General features: G+C 65.2%; 15 protein-coding genes. All 15 read right to left on the minus strand.

Annotated features, from left to right (window positions below; genetic code table 11):
- Positions 1-507: 507 nt before the first annotated feature.
- On the minus strand, positions 508-1,083 hold the full coding sequence (locus tag E6C72_RS00595; protein WP_109086261.1) for a DNA-3-methyladenine glycosylase I: 576 nt from the start codon (positions 1,081-1,083) through the stop codon (positions 508-510).
- A gap of 20 nt (positions 1,084-1,103) precedes the next feature.
- Entirely contained in the window at positions 1,104-1,358 is a 255-nt protein-coding gene (locus tag E6C72_RS00600) for a DUF1467 family protein (RefSeq protein ID WP_109086262.1), read from the minus strand.
- A gap of 34 nt (positions 1,359-1,392) precedes the next feature.
- Positions 1,393-1,797 carry a methylmalonyl-CoA epimerase gene (gene mce, locus E6C72_RS00605; protein WP_109086263.1) on the minus strand — a complete coding sequence of 135 codons (405 nt, stop codon included), beginning with the start codon at positions 1,795-1,797 and terminating at the stop codon, positions 1,393-1,395.
- Positions 1,798-1,866: 69 nt separating this feature from the next.
- Entirely contained in the window at positions 1,867-3,552 is a 1,686-nt protein-coding gene (locus tag E6C72_RS00610; protein ID WP_109086264.1) for a ribonuclease J, read from the minus strand.
- Positions 3,553-3,578: 26 nt separating this feature from the next.
- Positions 3,579-4,352, minus strand: a complete 774-nt coding sequence (locus E6C72_RS00615) for a type III pantothenate kinase (protein WP_109086265.1) — start codon at positions 4,350-4,352, stop codon at positions 3,579-3,581.
- 45 nt (positions 4,353-4,397) lie between these two features.
- The gene (locus E6C72_RS00620; RefSeq protein WP_109086294.1) at positions 4,398-5,192 is read right to left on the minus strand and encodes a biotin--[acetyl-CoA-carboxylase] ligase; all 795 of its coding nucleotides are present in this window, start codon (positions 5,190-5,192) and stop codon (positions 4,398-4,400) included.
- 10 nt (positions 5,193-5,202) lie between these two features.
- Positions 5,203-6,651, minus strand: a complete 1,449-nt coding sequence (nuoN, locus tag E6C72_RS00625) for an NADH-quinone oxidoreductase subunit NuoN (protein WP_109086266.1) — start codon at positions 6,649-6,651, stop codon at positions 5,203-5,205.
- 13 nt (positions 6,652-6,664) lie between these two features.
- On the minus strand, positions 6,665-8,191 hold the full coding sequence (locus E6C72_RS00630) for an NADH-quinone oxidoreductase subunit M (protein ID WP_136700620.1): 1,527 nt from the start codon (positions 8,189-8,191) through the stop codon (positions 6,665-6,667).
- A 25-nt stretch (positions 8,192-8,216) separates the two neighbouring features.
- Positions 8,217-10,331 carry an NADH-quinone oxidoreductase subunit L gene (nuoL, locus tag E6C72_RS00635; RefSeq protein ID WP_109086268.1) on the minus strand — a complete coding sequence of 705 codons (2,115 nt, stop codon included), beginning with the start codon at positions 10,329-10,331 and terminating at the stop codon, positions 8,217-8,219.
- 9 nt (positions 10,332-10,340) lie between these two features.
- Positions 10,341-10,649 (minus strand): NADH-quinone oxidoreductase subunit NuoK, encoded by a 309-nt coding sequence (nuoK, locus tag E6C72_RS00640; RefSeq protein WP_014248409.1) that lies wholly within the window; start codon positions 10,647-10,649, stop codon positions 10,341-10,343.
- A 2-nt stretch (positions 10,650-10,651) separates the two neighbouring features.
- The gene (locus E6C72_RS00645) at positions 10,652-11,266 is read right to left on the minus strand and encodes an NADH-quinone oxidoreductase subunit J (RefSeq protein WP_109086269.1); all 615 of its coding nucleotides are present in this window, start codon (positions 11,264-11,266) and stop codon (positions 10,652-10,654) included.
- Positions 11,267-11,284: 18 nt separating this feature from the next.
- Positions 11,285-11,773, minus strand: coding sequence for an NADH-quinone oxidoreductase subunit NuoI (nuoI, locus tag E6C72_RS00650; RefSeq protein WP_042693501.1), 489 nt, complete (start codon positions 11,771-11,773; stop codon positions 11,285-11,287).
- Positions 11,774-11,890: 117 nt separating this feature from the next.
- Positions 11,891-12,901, minus strand: a complete 1,011-nt coding sequence (nuoH, locus tag E6C72_RS00655; protein WP_109086270.1) for an NADH-quinone oxidoreductase subunit NuoH — start codon at positions 12,899-12,901, stop codon at positions 11,891-11,893.
- Positions 12,894-14,957 (minus strand): NADH-quinone oxidoreductase subunit NuoG, encoded by a 2,064-nt coding sequence (nuoG, locus tag E6C72_RS00660; protein ID WP_109086271.1) that lies wholly within the window; start codon positions 14,955-14,957, stop codon positions 12,894-12,896. The genes nuoH and nuoG overlap by 8 nt, the downstream gene beginning before the upstream one ends.
- 15 nt (positions 14,958-14,972) lie before the next feature.
- Positions 14,973-16,262: an NADH-quinone oxidoreductase subunit NuoF gene (gene nuoF / locus E6C72_RS00665; protein WP_014248414.1), complete on the minus strand. Its 1,290-nt coding sequence runs from the start codon at positions 16,260-16,262 to the stop codon at positions 14,973-14,975.
- Between the last annotated feature and the right edge of the window lies 1 nt (position 16,263).

Consider the following 16,263-nt stretch of genomic DNA (forward strand, 5'->3'; position numbering starts at 1 on the left):
CCTTTCCTGCCGCCCGCGGAAGCGGGCAAAGGTCCAGCTGGATAAGCGGGCAAAGCGGAAAGCCCCCGGACGGCTTGGCCCCCGGTGGCGATCTGAATGCCCGGCTGATCGCCCCGATTGGGGAAAACCCCGATTAGGGAGCTAAGCCAAGCAACGCTACCAAGTAAACCGTTAACGTTTTCTGGAGCATCGACGGAAATTTCCTGTCCGCCTTACGCACCAGTCTGGCATCTGGCCCACCCCCTGCCCATCCCGCTCGCAGGCACGCTGAACTCTGACGGATAAAGAAAGGCCGCGCGGCAGAAGCGGCGCGGCCTGTCGAGTTTAGGGAGGAATCGCCACCAGGCGTCGGAAAGGGAGGAATATCCCCCCTCGTCACCACAAAAGAGTGGACCCGAGCCGGAACGATGGCAAGCCCAAAACAGAGGCAGAACCACCTCTTGCACAAAATTCTTGCATTTTTGCCCAATACTTCAGCGGATGCCGCAGTTTCGAGCGGGGTTTTGCCTATTCGATGAGCTGATATCCGCGATAGCCACCGTCGACAGCGGCTTTCCAGGGTGGACTTTGCGCCAGCACAGCCGCCTGGATCGGGCAATCAACCTGATGGGCACCCGGCAGATAGCCCAGGCTCATCAGGAATTCGCCGACGATCTCGCCACCAGTGAAACGGAAGGTACGGCCGAAAAGCTTCACCCACTCCGCCTTGGCCAACGGGTGATGGGCACGCAGCCAGCCGTCGAAGGAGCCAAAGCTTTCCCGCAGCGCGATGATGCGACGGGCATTTTCGATCACAGCATCGACCTTGAGGCGGTTGCGGATGATCCCGGCGTCGGCCAGCAGCCGCGCCCGCTCCGCCTCGCCATAGGCGGCGACCCGGTCGATATCGAAGCCGTCGAACGCGGCACGGAAGGCGTCACGCTTCTTGAGTATGGTCAGCCAGGACAGGCCGGCCTGGTTGATCTCCAGCACCAGACGCTCGAACAGCACCCGGTCGTCGCTGCTGGGAAAGCCGTATTCGCCATCGTGATAGGGACCGTGATGGGAATGGCCGGGCGCGGCGGCGCAATAGGTCAGGCTCACACGCCCTCTCCTCTGGTTCTTCAGAACATATCCCGTGCCATATCCCGGAAGGAGATGATGCCGGAGCGTTCGACGCCGAAAATCACCAGCCACACCAGCAGCGAAACCAGTGAGGTGATGACGAACTTGCGCAGGATGCGCGGTTCGACCGGCGCGGAGGAGGCCATGCCGGGTTCCGGTGTCTCCGGCGTCCGAACGCCCCAGGGTAGCACCGCGAAAAGCACCACCCACCACACGACGATGTAGACGAAGGCCCCAGTCACCCAATTGTCCATCGCCCCCTCCCCACTTCGGTCGATCAGGACCGGATCAGGCCTGTTCCAGTTCCACCAGCGTCCCGCAGAAATCCTTCGGATGCAGGAACAGCACGGGCTTGTCGTGGGCGCCGATCTTCGGTTCGCCGTCGCCCAGCACGCGGGCGCCCTGCGCCTTCAGCCGGTCGCGGGCGGCGAGGATGTCGTCGACCTCGTAGCAAATGTGGTGGATGCCGCCGGACGGGTTCTTTTCGAGGAAGCCGGCGATCGGCGACTTTTCCCCGAACGGGTGAAGCAGTTCGATCTTGGTGTTGGGTAGGGTGACGAAAACGACGGTGACGCCATGCGGCGGCAGATCGACCGGTTGCGACACCGCCGCACCCAGCGTATCGCGGTAGAGCGCCGTCGCCGCCGGAAGGTCCGGAACGACGATGGCGACGTGGTTGAGCTTCCCGATCATGCGTATCCTCTCGCTGGCTGTCCTTGGCCCGTTGGCGGGCTCTGATAAGCCTGTTATAGCTGAATTCCCTCAGACGCGGACCAGATGGACCTCCGTCACCGGCTTCTTGCCGTGGGACGCATTGAAGCAGCGGCGCACTGCGATCCGCGCAGCCTCCTTCACCTGGGCGTCGTCGGCGCGCGCCGATCTGGGCAGCATCGCCACCGACTCGCGCACGGCGTCCACCACGTCCAGCAGCAGGTCGCGGTCGGTTGCCTCGTCGATCAGCCCCATCACCGCTACCTGCGGCGCGGTCAGCAGTTCACCGGTCGCGGTCATCACCAACGTCACCACGGCGGCGCCGTTGTTCACCATTCGGTTGCGCGCCCGCATCATGCCGGTGTCGAGCGGCACCAGACGTTTGCCGTCCACCGCCATGCGGCCGGCCCGCACATGGGCTACCACCCGCGCACCCTCCGGCCCATCGAGCCGGATGACCTCGCCATTGGCCGGAACGATGCTGTGGGCCACCTGGCAATCCTCCGCCAGGGCTGCGTGGGCCTGCTGGTGGCGCTGTTCACCATGGACCGGCACGGCGATGCGCGGGCGCACCCACTGGTACATGCGGACCAGCTCGTCGCGCGCCGGGTGGCCTGAGACATGGACCGGCACCTCGTCGGCCGTCACCATCTCGACGCCCTGGGCGACCAGCTGGTTCTGCATGCGGCCGATGGCGCGCTCGTTGCCGGGAATCTCGCGGGACGAGAAGATCACCACGTCGCCGCGCGATAGCGTCACCTGCGGATGGTCGTTGGCGGCGATGCGGGCAAGGGCCGAACGCGGTTCCCCCTGGCTGCCGGTGCAGATCAGCACCAGCTTCTCGCGCGGCAGATAGCTGGCGTCATGCTCAGACAGGAATTTCGGCACGTCGGCAAGATAGCCGGTGGCCCGCGCCGCCTCGTTGATGCGCCACAAGGAGCGACCGACCAGCGCCACATGGCGGTCGTGCGCTGCTGCGGCGGCGGCGATGCTTTCCAGCCGCGCCACGTTGGTGGCGAAGCAGCTGACGGCGATGCGCCGGTCGCGGTAGCGGCCGAACAGCTCCATCAGGGCGGCCCGGACCGTCGCCTCCGACCCGGCGGCGCCGGGAACCAACGCGTTGGTGCTGTCGCCGACCAGCGCCAGAACCCCCTCGTCGCCGATGGCGCGCAGCCGCTCCTCGTCCGCCGTCTCGCCGACCAGCGGATCGGGGTCGAGCTTCCAGTCGCCGGTGTGCAGGACCGTACCGGCCGACGTGCGGATGGCGAGAGCATTCGGCTCCGGAATCGAATGCGTCATGGTGACGTATTCGACGGAAAAGGGACCGACTTCGATCGTGCCGCCCAGCGGGATCTCGTGGATCGGCACCGTGCTGCTCAAGCCCTTCTCATGCAGCTTGGCGCGCAGGAAGGCTGCGGTGAAGGGGGTGCAATAGACGGGGCAGCGCAGTTCCGGCCACAGATACTGGACGGCGCCCAGATGGTCTTCATGCGCGTGGGTCAGCACAAGACCGACCAGATCGTTGCGCCGCTCGGCGATGAAGGCCGGATCGGGCATGATGACGTCGAGCCCGGGCATGGTGTCGTCGGCGAAGGAGATGCCGAGATCCACCATCAACCATTTGCCCTGATGGCCGTAAAGGTTGAGGTTCATCCCGATCTCGCCGGAACCGCCGAGCGGGAGGAAATACAGTGCGCCATCCTCCGGAACGAAGGTGTCCGCCGGGGCTTCGGACATTCCGGCGGCGGTCTTGGAGGATTGTGTCATTGGACCGTGTTGCGCTTGTGGATCAGGAGGAGACCGCGGAGCGTCAGCTCATTGTCGGTGTGTTCGATGACATGGGTAGCCTTGGCGAAAAGAACAGCCAATCCCCCGGTGGCGACCACCCGCATCGGTTCGCCGTACTCCGCCCGGATGCGGGAGACCAGCCCTTCGATCAGACCGACATACCCCCAGAAGATGCCGGACTGCATGCAGGCGATGGTGTTCCTGCCGATCACCTCGGCCGGCGGCTGGATCTCCACCCGCGGCAACTTGGACGCCGCCATCTGCAGCGCCTCCAGCGACAGGTTCAGCCCGGGCGCGATGACGCCGCCACGGTAATTGCCGTCGGCATCCACCACGTCGAAGGTCGTCGCGGTGCCGAAGTCAATGACGATCAGCGGGGTCTTGTAGGTCGCGGCGGCCGCCACCGTGTTGACCAGACGATCGGCCCCGACCTCCTCGGGCCGGTCGACCAGTGCCTTTGCACCGAGATCGACGCCGGGTTGGCCGACGATCACCGGCTCGCAGCCGAAATGGTCCTTGCACAGCCGCTTCAGGTTGAAGGTGGCACCGGGCACCACGCTGGCGATGATCGCGCCATGAATGTCGACCGGCTTCAGCCCCTTCAGCGCCATCAGGTGGGTCAGCCACACCATGTATTCGTCGGAGGTGCGCTTGGGGTCGGTCGCCGTGCGCCAGATGCCGCGCTGTCGATCGCCGTCATAGATGGCGAACACCACGTTCGTGTTTCCGGCGTCGATGGCGAGCAGCATGGCAAGGTCCTGAAGGCGGTGGGCGTTTGAACTCGGCTGGCGAACTCAGCGTTCCGGAGGCGGCGCGAAGAAAATGTCGCCGGCGGCGATCCGCTGGCGCGGGCCGCCGTCCGTTGGATCAAGCAACAGAACGCCGTCGCTGTCCAGATCGGCGAAGGTGCCGGGGATCGTCCGATCGGCCAGCCTGACCAGGATCGGGCCGCCCAAGCCCTTGGCCCGCGCCAACCATGCATCCCGCACGGGGGCGAAGCCATGGGCGCGCCAAAGGCCGTACCAGCGCTCCAGTTGCTCGGCATAGACCTCCAGCAGCGCCCCCGGCCCCATCGGCGGAGCGCCCTCGGCGATCAGGGAGGTGGCGCCATAGTCGGCGGTCGCGGGAAAATGCCGCAGGTTGATGCCGACGCCCAGCACCACCCAGGCGACGTTGCCGTCGGCCGCCGGCTCCGACTCGAGGAGGATGCCGGACAGCTTGCGGTCATGCACCAGCACGTCGTTCGGCCATTTGCAGCGCACGCCGCCGGGATCGGGCAGCACCGACTCGGCAGTCGCAGCGATGGCCAGTGCGGCGACAAAGGAAACCTGGGCGGCTTCAGCCGGCGGCAGGCCCGGCCGCAGGATGGTCGTGCTGTAAAGATTGCCTTCGGGAGAGGTCCAGGCCCGGCCGCGGCGGCCGCGGCCGCTCTCCTGCCGGCGCGCCCAGACGATGGTGCCTTCCGGCGCCCCTGAACGCGACAAGGCCTTCGCCTCGTCGTTCGTGCTGCCGACGGAGTCGAAGGCCTTGACCTGGAAGCCCGGAGGCAGGCGCAGGCGCGCCGCCTCCGCTTCGAGCGATAACGTCATCGGTCCGATGTCACCCGGCGAACAGAGCAGCCGCGGCAGCAGCCGCACCGTTCAGGATCGGCGCCGGAGCGACGAAGAACAGCAGGGTGAACAGGCTGGTGATGACCAGGACGCCGGTCATGCCATCGTCGTCGACCTTGTCGACCACCACCGCAGGCTCATCGAAATACATGATCTTGATGATGCGCAGATAGTAGAAGGCGCCGACGACGCTGGTCAGCACACCGACAACGGCCAGCGTGTATTCCTGGGCGGCGATAGCCGCCAGGAAGACGTAGAGCTTGCCGAAGAAGCCGGCCATCGGCGGGATGCCGGCCATGGAGAACATGAAGATCGCCATGGTCGCGGCCAGCATCGGGTTGGTCTTGGACAGGCCGGAGAAGTCCTTGATCTCCTCCAGCATCCGGCCCTTCGCCTTCATGCTGAGGATGACCGCGAAAGCGCCGATGTTCATGGCGATGTAGAGCGCCATGTAGATCAGAACGCCGCGGACACCGTCCTGCGTTCCAGTGGTCAGGCCGACCAGCGCGTAGCCGACATGGCCGATCGAGCTGTAGGCCATCAGGCGTTTGATGTTGGTCTGCATGATGGCGACGAAGGAGCCGATCACCATCGACAGAATGGCGGTCGCCACCAGCACCTGATGCCACTGGGCGGCGAGATGGCCGAACGGCTCCATCACCACGCGGGTCAGCAGGGCAATGGCCGCCACCTTGGGGGCCGCCGCGAAGAAGGCGGTGACCGGGGTCGGCGCACCCTCATACACGTCCGGCGTCCACATGTGGAACGGAGCGGCCGAGACCTTGAATGCCAGGCCGGCCATCACAAACACCAGACCGATAACCAGACCCGGCGACACATGGGCGCCGCCGGCGAACAGCGCAGCCACCTTGTCGAAGGAGGTCGTGCCGGCGAAGCCGTAAACCAGCGATGCACCGTACAGCAGCATGCCCGAGGAGAGCGAGCCGAGAACGAAATACTTCAGGCCGGCTTCCGAGGACTTGCCGCTGTCGCGGCGGAAGGCGGCGATGACATAGAGCGCAAGGCTCTGGGTCTCCAGGCCGACATACAGCGAGATGAAGTCGTTGGCCGACACCATCATCAGCATGCCGAGCGTGGCGAAGATCATCAGCACCGGGAACTCGAAGCGGGCCATCTGCTCCCGCTCGTTGAAGCCGAGGCCAAGGATCACCGCGAAGGCGGCGGAGACCAGCACCAGCACCTTCATGAAGACGCCGAAGGCATCCATCACGAACATGCCGTTGAAGGTAACGACGCGGCCGGTGCCGTAGCCCATCGCCAGGATGGCGGCGAGCAGCATGCAGACGATCGACAGGTAGGACACGGGACGGGTGAATCCGTCGCCGCGAAACACGCCCAGCATCAGCAGGGCGACGCCCGAGAGCGCCAGGAAGATCTCCGGCAGGGCCGGCCAGATGTCGGGAAACACTGCGGTCATGTCGAAGAACCCCTTACCGAGCGGCGACCGAGACACCGGACGCGGCGTGCGACGCGGCCAGCTTGGTCTGGTAGGTCTGGATCAGCTGCTCGACCGATGCCGAGGTGACGTTCAGGAAGCTGCTGGGATAGACGCCCATCCACAGGACGACGGCGATCAGCGGCAGGAACACCGCGATCTCGCGCGGGGTCATGTCGAACATCGCCTTCAGGTCCGGCTTGGTCAGCTTGCCGTAGACGATGCGGCGATACAGCCACAGCGCATAGGCGGCGCCCAGAACCATGCCGGTGGCGGCGAGTGCGGCGACCCACGTGTTGTCGCGGAAGACGCCCATCAGCACCAGGAACTCGCCGACGAAACCGGCGGTGCCCGGCAGGCCGACCGACGCCATGGTCATGAACAGGAAGACGACCGCGTATTTCGGCATGTTCTTCACAAGACCACCATAGCGGGCGATCTCGCGGGTGTGCAGCCGGTCATAGACGACGCCGACGCACAGGAACAGCGCACCCGACACGACGCCGTGCGACAGCATCTGGAACACCGAACCTTCGATGCCCTGCTGGTTCAGCGCGAACATGCCGATGGTGACGAAGCCCATGTGGGCGACCGACGAGTAGGCGATCAGCTTCTTCATGTCCTCCTGGGCGAGAGCGACCAGCGAGGTGTAGATCACGGCGACGACCGACAGGGTGTAGATCAGCGGCGCGAAATACTCGGTGGCTTCCGGCAGGATCGGAATGTTGAAGCGCAGGAAGCCGTACCCGCCCATCTTCAGCAGCACGCCGGCCAGGATCACCGAACCGGCGGTCGGCGCCTCGACGTGGGCGTCCGGCAGCCAGGTGTGGACCGGCCACATCGGCACCTTCACCGCGAAGGAGGCGAAGAACGCCAGCCACAGCCAGAGCTGCATGTTGCGCGGGAACTGGGTGGCGGTGATGGTCGGGATGTCGGTGGTGCCGGCCACGTAATACATGGCCAGGATCGCCAGCAGCATCAGGACCGAGCCGAGCAGCGTGTAAAGGAAGAACTTGAAGGCGGCATAGACGCGGCGCGGGCCGCCCCAGATCCCGATGATCAGGAACATCGGGATCAGGACACCTTCGAAGAACATGTAGAACAGCACGAAGTCCAACGCGCAGAACATCCCGATCATCAGGGTTTCCAGCGCGAGGAATGCGATCATGTATTCCTTCAGGCGGACCTGCACCGACTCCCAGCTCGCCAGGATGCACAGCGGCATCAGGAAGCCGGACAGGACGACGAACAGCACCGAAATGCCGTCGACGCCCATGTGGTAGTTGATGCCGAATTCGGGGATCCAGCCCGCCTTCTCGACCATCTGGTAGCCGGGATTGCGCAGATCGAAGTTGGCCCAGATCAGCAAGGTCAGGACGAAGGTGACGAGGGTCGTCCACAGCGCGATATACCGCACGTTCCGCTGAACGTCCGGGGAGTTGCCCCGGCAGAACAGCAGGATCAGCGCGACGCCCACGAGCGGCAGGAAGGTCGCGAACGACAGGATCGGCCAGCTAGCCATTGTTGTTGTTCTCCTTCGAAACCGCTCAGCCGAAGACCGACAGCCAGGCGACGAGCAGGACGACCCCGATCACCATGGCAAAGGCGTAGTGATAGACGTACCCCGACTGCAACCGGCTGGCGCGTGCCGCGACGTCGCGGGTGGCGGCGGCAACGCCGTCCGGACCCACGCCATCGATCACGGCCCCGTCGCCCGACTTCCACAGGCCATTGCCCAGGGCCTTGGCCGGACGGGTGAACAGCGCGTCGTACAGCTCGTCGAAGTACCACTTGTTGTAGAGGAACTGGTGGATGCCGCGGAAAGTGGCGGCAATCTGGCCCGGCAGGCGCGGCATCATCACATAGCCGATGTAGGCCATGGCGATACCGATCAGGCCAACCACCAGCGGAGCGATCGCGACCCAGCCCGGGGTGTGGTGGTGCGCCGCCTCGATGGCGTCATGGCCATGCAGCGTCATGATCGCCTTGCCCCAGAACTCCGCCCGATCGTGACCGATGAAATACTCGTGGAAGCCGACACCGGCGAACAGGGCGCCCAATGTCAGGACCGCGAGCGGCACCAGCATGACGACCGGCGACTCATGGGCGTGGTCGTAGACTTCCTTGTCCATCCGCGGCGTGCCGTGGAAGGTCATGAACAGCAGGCGCCAGGAGTAGAAGGCGGTCAGCAGAGCCGCCGCGATACCCAGGGCGAAGGCGAAGCGCCCCACCCCGCTGCCCGAGGCGAAGGCCGCCTCCAGGATCATGTCCTTGGAATAGTAGCCGGCGAAGAAGGGCAGACCGGCAAGCGCCAGATTGCCGATCCACATCACCGCGTAGGTGAAGGGGATCTTGCGCCAGACACCGCCCATCTTGCGCATATCCTGCTCATGGTGCAGGGCATGGATGACAGAGCCGGCGCCAAGGAACAGCAGGGCCTTGAAGAAGGCGTGCGTGAACAGGTGGAACATGGCCGCGCCGTAGGCCGAGACGCCGGCGGCGAAGAACATGTAGCCGAGCTGCGACATCGTCGAATAGGCGATGACGCGCTTGATGTCGAACTGGGTGAAACCAATGGTCGCCGCGACGAAGGCGGTCAGGCCGCCGACCACCGTCACCACTTCGAGCGCCGTCGGGGCGTATTCGAAGACGGGCGACAGGCGGCAGACCATGAAGACGCCGGCGGTGACCATGGTGGCCGCGTGGATGAGCGCCGACACAGGGGTCGGGCCTTCCATCGCGTCCGGCAGCCAGGTGTGCAGGCCAAGCTGAGCCGACTTGCCCATCGCGCCCATGAACAGCAGCAGGCAGGCGATGGTCAGGCCGTTGAAGTCCCAGCTGAGGAAATGCAGCGTCTGGCCGGTCAGCGTCGGGGCCTTGGCGAAGATCGTGTCGAACTGGACCGAGCCGGTCAGCACGAAGATCGCGAATATGCCAAGCGCGAAGCCAAAGTCGCCGACGCGGTTGACCAGGAAGGCCTTCATGGCGGCGGCGTTGGCCGAGGGCTTCTCGTACCAGAAGTTGATCAGCAGGTAGGAGGCCAGACCGACGCCCTCCCAGCCGAAGAACAGCTGGACGAGGTTGTCCGCCGTCACCAGCATCAGCATTGCGAAGGTGAACAGCGACAGATAGCCCATGAAGCGCGGCTTCTGCGGGTCATCGGCCATGTAGCCGACCGAGTAGACATGCACGCAGGCCGAAACCGTGTTGACGACGATCAGCATGACCGCGGTCAGTTGGTCGACGCGCAGCGCCCACTTCACGTCGAGCGTGCCGCTCTGGATCCAGGTCATCAGCTCGATCGTGCGCGGATGACCGTGCACGGCGACATCGAAGAACAGGATCCAGGACAGGACCGCCGAGACAATGACGGCGCCCGCGGTCACGAACTGCGCGACGCGGTCCCCCACGGTCGGCGGGCCTGCGACGACATGGTGGTCGTCATGCGCATCGTCGTGCGCGTGGTCCAACTCGTCGTGCGAGATGTGGTGGGCATGATCATCATGGCCGTGGGCGATCTGGGCGTGCCCGTGATCGTCATTGCCATGACCGTGGCTTCCGTGACCCGCGGCCGCCGGCGCGGCCTTCGGCCCGCCGAACAGCGCGATCGATCCGGCGACGAGGAACGCCAGGAGCGGAAGGAATACGACTAGCACTTCCATGGCGCCGCCTCAGCCCTTCATCATGTTGATGTCTTCGACTCGGATCGAGCCGCGGTTGCGGAAGTAGACCACCAGGATGGCGAGGCCGATGGCCGCCTCGGCGGCGGCGACGGTCAGGATGATCATGGCGAAGATCTGGCCGACCAGATCGTGCAGGAAGGTCGAGAAGGCGACGAGGTTCAGGTTCACCGCCAGCAGCATCATCTCGATCGACATCAGGATGATGATGACGTTCTTCCGGTTCAGGAAGATGCCCAGCACACCCAGCGTGAAGATGATGGCCGAGACCGTCAGGTAATGTCCGAGACCGATCTCCATGATCACACGCCCTCCCCGGTCGTGACCTTGCGGATGGCGACCACCTCTTCCCGGCGACGGGCAATCTGGGCGCCAATGTTCTGTTTGCGCACGCCCGGACGGTGCCGCAGCGTCAGTACGATCGCGCCGATCATGGCAATCAGCAGGACGATGCCGGACGCCTGGAACAGGTAGACGTACTGAGTGTACATCAGCCGGCCCAGCGCCTGGGTGTTCGAGACCTGATCGATCGACGGGGTCGGCGCGCCGGCGATGGCGGCGACGTTCGGCGCCACGATCCAGCCGCCGAGGACGGCAGCCAGTTCGGCCAGCAGGATCAGCCCGACCAGCGCGCCCAGCGGCAGCGCCTCCATCGCACCCTGGCGCAGTTCGCGGAAGTTGATGTCGAGCATCATCACCACGAACAGGAACAGCACGGCGACGGCGCCGACATAGACGATGACGAGGATCATCGCGATGAACTCCGCCCCCATCAGGAGGCAGAGACCAGCCGCTTGGAAGAAGGCGAGGATCAGGAAAAGGACGGAGTGAACGGGGTTCCGCGCCGAGATGACCATCACACCGGAGGCCACCAGCAGCGCGGCGAACACGTAGAAGGCGATGCCTTGGAGTATCATCGTTTTTCTCGCTTCCGCTTACCGGTAAGGAGCCTCGGCCGCGAGGTTCTGGGCGATTTCCGCCTCCCAGCGGTCGCCGTTCGCCAGCAGCTTCTGCTTGTTGTAGAAGAGCTCTTCCCGGGATTCGGTGGAGAACTCGAAGTTCGGCCCCATGACCACCGCATCGACCGGGCAGGCTTCCTGGCACAGGCCGCAATAGATGCACTTGGTCATGTCGATGTCGTAGCGCGTGGTGCGGCGGCTGCCGTCGTCACGCGGTTCGGCTTCGATGGTGATGGCGAGAGCCGGGCACACCGCTTCGCAGAGCTTGCACGCGATGCAGCGCTCCTCGCCGCTCGCATAGCGGCGGAGCACATGCTCGCCGCGGAAGCGCGAGCTGATGGGGCCCTTCTCATAGGGGTAGTTCAGGGTGACCTTGGGCTTGAACATGTAGCGCAAGGTCAGCGCCATGCCGCCCAGCAGCTCGGTCAGGAACAGGCTGCGCGCCGCGCGGTCGAGGAACGCCATGGCCTCTTCGTCTCCTTCCTCGCCGGCGGCCATCCGTTTCGTCGGTTGGCTCGCCGGCACTCAAATCGACACGTCAATGGTGGGTTCGGTGCAGGCTGGCTCTTGCGGGAAACCCGCTTATTTCGGCAGCCAGCCGAAGGTCACCAGGACACCGGCGGTCAGCACGACCCAGAACAGCGACAGCGGCAGGAAGACCTTCCAGCCCAGCCGCATCAGCTGGTCATAGCGGTAGCGCGGCACGGTGGCGCGAACCCAGACGTAGGTGAACAGGCAGAACGCGATCTTCAGGGCGAACCACACGATGCCCGGCACCCAGGTGAAGGGGGCGAAGGGCAGCGGGGGCAGCCAGCCGCCGAGGAACAGGATGCTGGTCATCGCGCTCATCAGGATCATGTTGGCGTATTCGCCAAGGAAGAAGAGCGCGAAGGGAGCGGAGCTGTACTCGACCATGAAACCGGCGACCAGTTCTGACTCGCCTTCCGGCAGATCGAAGGGCGCGCGATTGGTTTCAGCCAACGCCGAGATGAAGAACATCACGAACATCGGCAGCAGCGGGATGCAGAACCAGACCTTCTCCTGGGCCCGCACGATCTCGGTCAGGTTCAGCGAGCCGACGCACAGCAGCACGGTGATGATGATGAGGCCCATCGAGACCTCGTAGGACACCATCTGCGCGGCGGAGCGCAGCGCCCCGAGGAAGGCGTAGCGCGAGTTCGAGGCCCAGCCGGCCATCACGATGCCGTAGACGCCCAGCGAGGAGATCGCGAACAGGTACAGCACGCCGACGTTGATGTTGGACAGCACCACCCCGTAGTCGAACGGGATGACCGCCCAGGCGATCAGCGCCAGGAAGAAGGTCAGCATCGGCGCGATGTAGAACACCACGCGGTTGGCGCCTTCCGGCAGGATCTGCTCCTTGGCGAACAGCTTCAGGCCGTCGGCGAAGGGCTGCATCAGGCCGAATGGACCGACGATGCTCGGGCCCTGACGCATCTGCATCGCGCCCATGATCTTGCGCTCGGCATAGGTCATGAAGGCGACGGCCACCAGCAGCGGCACGGTGATCGCCAGGATCTGCAGGACCATAATGATCAGCGGCAGGAGAAAGCCGCTCCAGAACTCAGCCATGGGTGCCAGTCCTCTCCTGAGCAGGGCCCACCAGCGCTTCCGTGCAGTTGGCCATCGTCACCGACGCCCGGCTGATCGGGTCGGTCATGTAGAAGTTGGTGATCGGCGTCACGAAGGGGGCGGCGTCGACCGGGCCCTGCGCGCCGAACGGCGCCCAGCTGGCCGGAGTCATCTCGCCGACCGCGCCGAAGATCGGGTTGGCCGCCATCAGCCGCTGGCGCAGCTGGCCGTGGGTGTCGAAGGGCAGCGTGGTGCCCAGCACTTCCGACAGGGCGCGGACGATCTTCCAGTCCTCGCGCGCTTCGCCAGGCGGGAACACCGCGAGGCGGGCGAGCTGCGGACGGCCTTCGGTGTTGACGTAGACCGCGTTCTTCTCGGTGTAGGCGGCACCCGGCAGGATGACGTCGGCGCGATGGGCGCCGGCATCGCCATGGTGGCCCTGGTAGACGACGAAGGCATTGCCGAGCTTGGCCATGTCGATCTCGTCGGCACCCAGCAGGTAGACGAAGTCGATCTCGCCCTTCGACGCGCCGTCGAGGATGCCGTGGATGTCGCGGCCGCCCTCGCCCGGCAGGAAGCCGGCCTCGATGCCGCCGACGCGCGCCGCGGCGGTGTGCAGCACGTTGAAGCCGCTCCAGTCGTCGCGGAACATGCCGTAGACCTCGCCGACCAGACGGGCGGCGGCCTGGACCGCGAGACCGTCGGCGCGCTGGAAGGCGCCCATGCCGACGATGATCATCGGGTTCTTGGCGGCGCGCAGCGTCTCGGAGAACGGGTGGCTGCCGTCGATCAGCTGCTGGAGCGTATCCGGACCGGAGCCGATCACGCTGTAGGGATAGGTCAGGTCACGCTGCTCGCCGATCGAGGCGATGGTGACGCCGCCGGCCAGATAGCGCTTGCGGATGCGGGCGTTGACCAGCGTGCCTTCCCAGCGCGGGTTGGTGCCGACCAGCAGGATGACGTCGGCCTTCTCGATGCCGGCGATGCCCGAATTGAACAGGTAGCCGGCGCGCACCGAGGTGTCGAACCGCGCACCGTCCTGGCGGCAATCCAGGTTGGCCGAGCCCAGGCGCGACAGCAGCTCCTTGAGCGCGAACTGCGCCTCGACATCGACCAGATCGCCGGCGATGGCGGCGACGCGGTTGCCGGACAGGCCCTTCAGGCGCGCCGCGATGGCGGTGAAGGCCTCGGCCCAGCTGGCCGGAACCAGCTTGCCGTTCTGGCGGATGTAGGGGCGGTCCAGGCGCTGGCGCTTCAGACCGTCATACGAGTAGCGGCTCTTGTCGTTCAGCCACTCCTCGTTGATGTCGTCGTTGACGCGCGGCAGGACGCGCATCACCTCGGGCCCACGGGCGTCGACGCGGATGTTCGAGCCGACCGCGTCGAGGACGTCGATGGTCTCGGTCTTGCGCAGCTCCCACGGGCGGGCCGTGAAGGCGTAGGGCTTGTGGGTCAGGGCACCCACCGGGCAGACGTCGGCGAGGTTGCCCGACAGCTCGGAGCCGATTGCCTTCTCGACGAAGGTGGTGATCTCCATGTGCTCGCCGCGATAGACGGCGCCGACATCGGGAACACCGGCCACTTCGTTGATGAAGCGGATGCAGCGGGTGCAATGGATGCAACGGGTCATGATGGTCTTGATGACCGGACCCATATACTTGTCCTTGACCGCCCGCTTGTTCTCGCCATAGCGGCCGCGGTCGAAGCCATAGGCCATGGCCTGGTCCTGGAGATCGCACTCGCCGCCCTGATCGCAGATCGGGCAATCCAGCGGGTGGTTGATCAGCAGGAATTCCATGACGCCCTTGCGGGCCTTCAGGACGGTCTCGCTGTTGGTGCGGACGACCATTCCGTCGCCGCAGGGCATGGCGCAGGACGCGACCGGCTTGGGCGCGCGCTCCATCTCCACGAGGCACATGCGGCAGTTGGCCGGCACGCTGAGGCGCTCATGGTAGCAGAAGCGCGGAATCTCGATCCCCAGCTGCTCGCAAGCCTGGAGGATCGAGGTACCCGGCTCGACCTCGATCTCGATCCCGTCGATGGTCAGTTTCGGCATGGGAACGGGAACTCCTTACTCGGCCGCCAGCGGGGCGCTGTTGCGGTAGGCCTGGATGCGCCGCTCGACTTCCGGGCGGAAGTGGCGGAACAGGCCCTGAATCGGCCAGGCGGCAGCGTCGCCGAGCGCGCAGATGGTGTGGCCTTCGACCTGCTTGGTGACCTGCAGCAGCATGTCGATCTCTTCCATGCGCGCGTTGCCGGTGACCATGCGCTGCATGACGCGGCTCATCCAGCCGGTGCCTTCGCGGCACGGTGTGCACTGGCCGCAGGATTCATGCGCATAGAAGGACGACAGGCGGGCGATGGCCTTCACGATGTCGGTGGACTTATCCATCACGATCACCGCGGCGGTGCCAAGGCCCGACTGCACTTCGCGCAAGGAGTCGAAGTCCATCAGGACGGTGTCGCAGATCGACTTCGGCAGGACCGGAACCGACGAGCCGCCGGGGATGATGCCCAGCAGATTGTCCCAGCCGCCGCGCACGCCGCCGGCATGCTTCTCAATCAGCTCCTTCAGCGGGATGCCCATCTCCTCTTCCACGTTGCACGGCTTGTTGACGTGCCCGGAGATGCAGAAGAGCTTGGTGCCCGAGTTCTTCGGACGGCCGAGGCCGGCAAACCACGAAGCGCCGCGACGCAGGATGGTCGGAACGACGGCGATCGATTCGACGTTGTTCACCGTGGTTGGGCAGGAATAGAGACCGGCCTGGGCGGGGAACGGCGGCTTGTTGCGCGGCTGCCCCTTCTTGCCCTCGATCGACTCGATGAGCGCGGTTTCCTCGCCACAGATATACGCGCCCGCACCCCGGTGGATGTAGACGTCGTAATTGTAGCCGGTGCCGCAGGCGTTCTTGCCGATCAGCCCCGCCGCATACGCCTCGTCGATGGCGCGCTGGACGTTGGAGCCCTCGTTGTAGAACTCGCCACGGATGTAGATGTAGCAGGCGCTGGCGCCGATGGCGAAACCGGCGATCAGGCAGCCCTCGATCAGCTTGTGCGGATCGTGGCGCAGGATATCGCGGTCCTTGCAGGTGCCGGGCTCGCCCTCGTCAGCGTTGATGACGAGATAGACGGGCTTGTCGGTCACGTTCTTCGGCATGAAGGACCACTTCATGCCGGTCGAGAAGCCGGCGCCGCCACGGCCGCGCAGCCCCGATTCCTTCACCTGCTCGATGATCCAGTCCCGGCCATTGGCCAGGAAGGACGCCGTGTTGTCCCAGTCACCGCGCTTGCGGGCCGCCTCGAGACCGAAGTCCTGGTAGCCGTAGAGGTTGGTGAAGATGCGGTCCTCATCGCGAAGCATC

The sequence above is a fragment of the Azospirillum sp. TSH100 genome (assembly GCF_004923295.1).
GTDB lineage: Bacteria > Pseudomonadota > Alphaproteobacteria > Azospirillales > Azospirillaceae > Azospirillum.

Bases quoted from the DNA above. Each gene is read 5' to 3' on its own strand.
- nuoH (WP_109086270.1), bottom strand. From the start codon at position 12,901: ATGGCTGAGTTCTGGAGCGGCTTTCTCCTGCCGCTGATCATTATGGTC.
- E6C72_RS00620 (WP_109086294.1), bottom strand. From the start codon at position 5,192: ATGACGTTATCGCTCGAAGCGGAGGCGGCGCGCCTGCGCCTGCCTCCG.
- E6C72_RS00600 (WP_109086262.1), bottom strand. From the start codon at position 1,358: ATGGACAATTGGGTGACTGGGGCCTTCGTCTACATCGTCGTGTGGTGG.
- mce (WP_109086263.1), bottom strand. From the start codon at position 1,797: ATGATCGGGAAGCTCAACCACGTCGCCATCGTCGTTCCGGACCTTCCG.
- nuoF (WP_014248414.1), bottom strand. From the start codon at position 16,262: ATGCTTCGCGATGAGGACCGCATCTTCACCAACCTCTACGGCTACCAG.
- E6C72_RS00645 (WP_109086269.1), bottom strand. From the start codon at position 11,266: ATGATACTCCAAGGCATCGCCTTCTACGTGTTCGCCGCGCTGCTGGTG.
- nuoG (WP_109086271.1), bottom strand. From the start codon at position 14,957: ATGCCGAAACTGACCATCGACGGGATCGAGATCGAGGTCGAGCCGGGT.
- E6C72_RS00610 (WP_109086264.1), bottom strand. From the start codon at position 3,552: ATGTCCGAAGCCCCGGCGGACACCTTCGTTCCGGAGGATGGCGCACTG.
- nuoK (WP_014248409.1), bottom strand. From the start codon at position 10,649: ATGGAGATCGGTCTCGGACATTACCTGACGGTCTCGGCCATCATCTTC.
- nuoI (WP_042693501.1), bottom strand. From the start codon at position 11,773: ATGGCGTTCCTCGACCGCGCGGCGCGCAGCCTGTTCCTGACCGAGCTG.
- nuoN (WP_109086266.1), bottom strand. From the start codon at position 6,651: ATGACCGCAGTGTTTCCCGACATCTGGCCGGCCCTGCCGGAGATCTTC.
- E6C72_RS00630 (WP_136700620.1), bottom strand. From the start codon at position 8,191: ATGGCTAGCTGGCCGATCCTGTCGTTCGCGACCTTCCTGCCGCTCGTG.
- nuoL (WP_109086268.1), bottom strand. From the start codon at position 10,331: ATGGAAGTGCTAGTCGTATTCCTTCCGCTCCTGGCGTTCCTCGTCGCC.
- E6C72_RS00615 (WP_109086265.1), bottom strand. From the start codon at position 4,352: ATGCTGCTCGCCATCGACGCCGGAAACACGAACGTGGTGTTCGCCATC.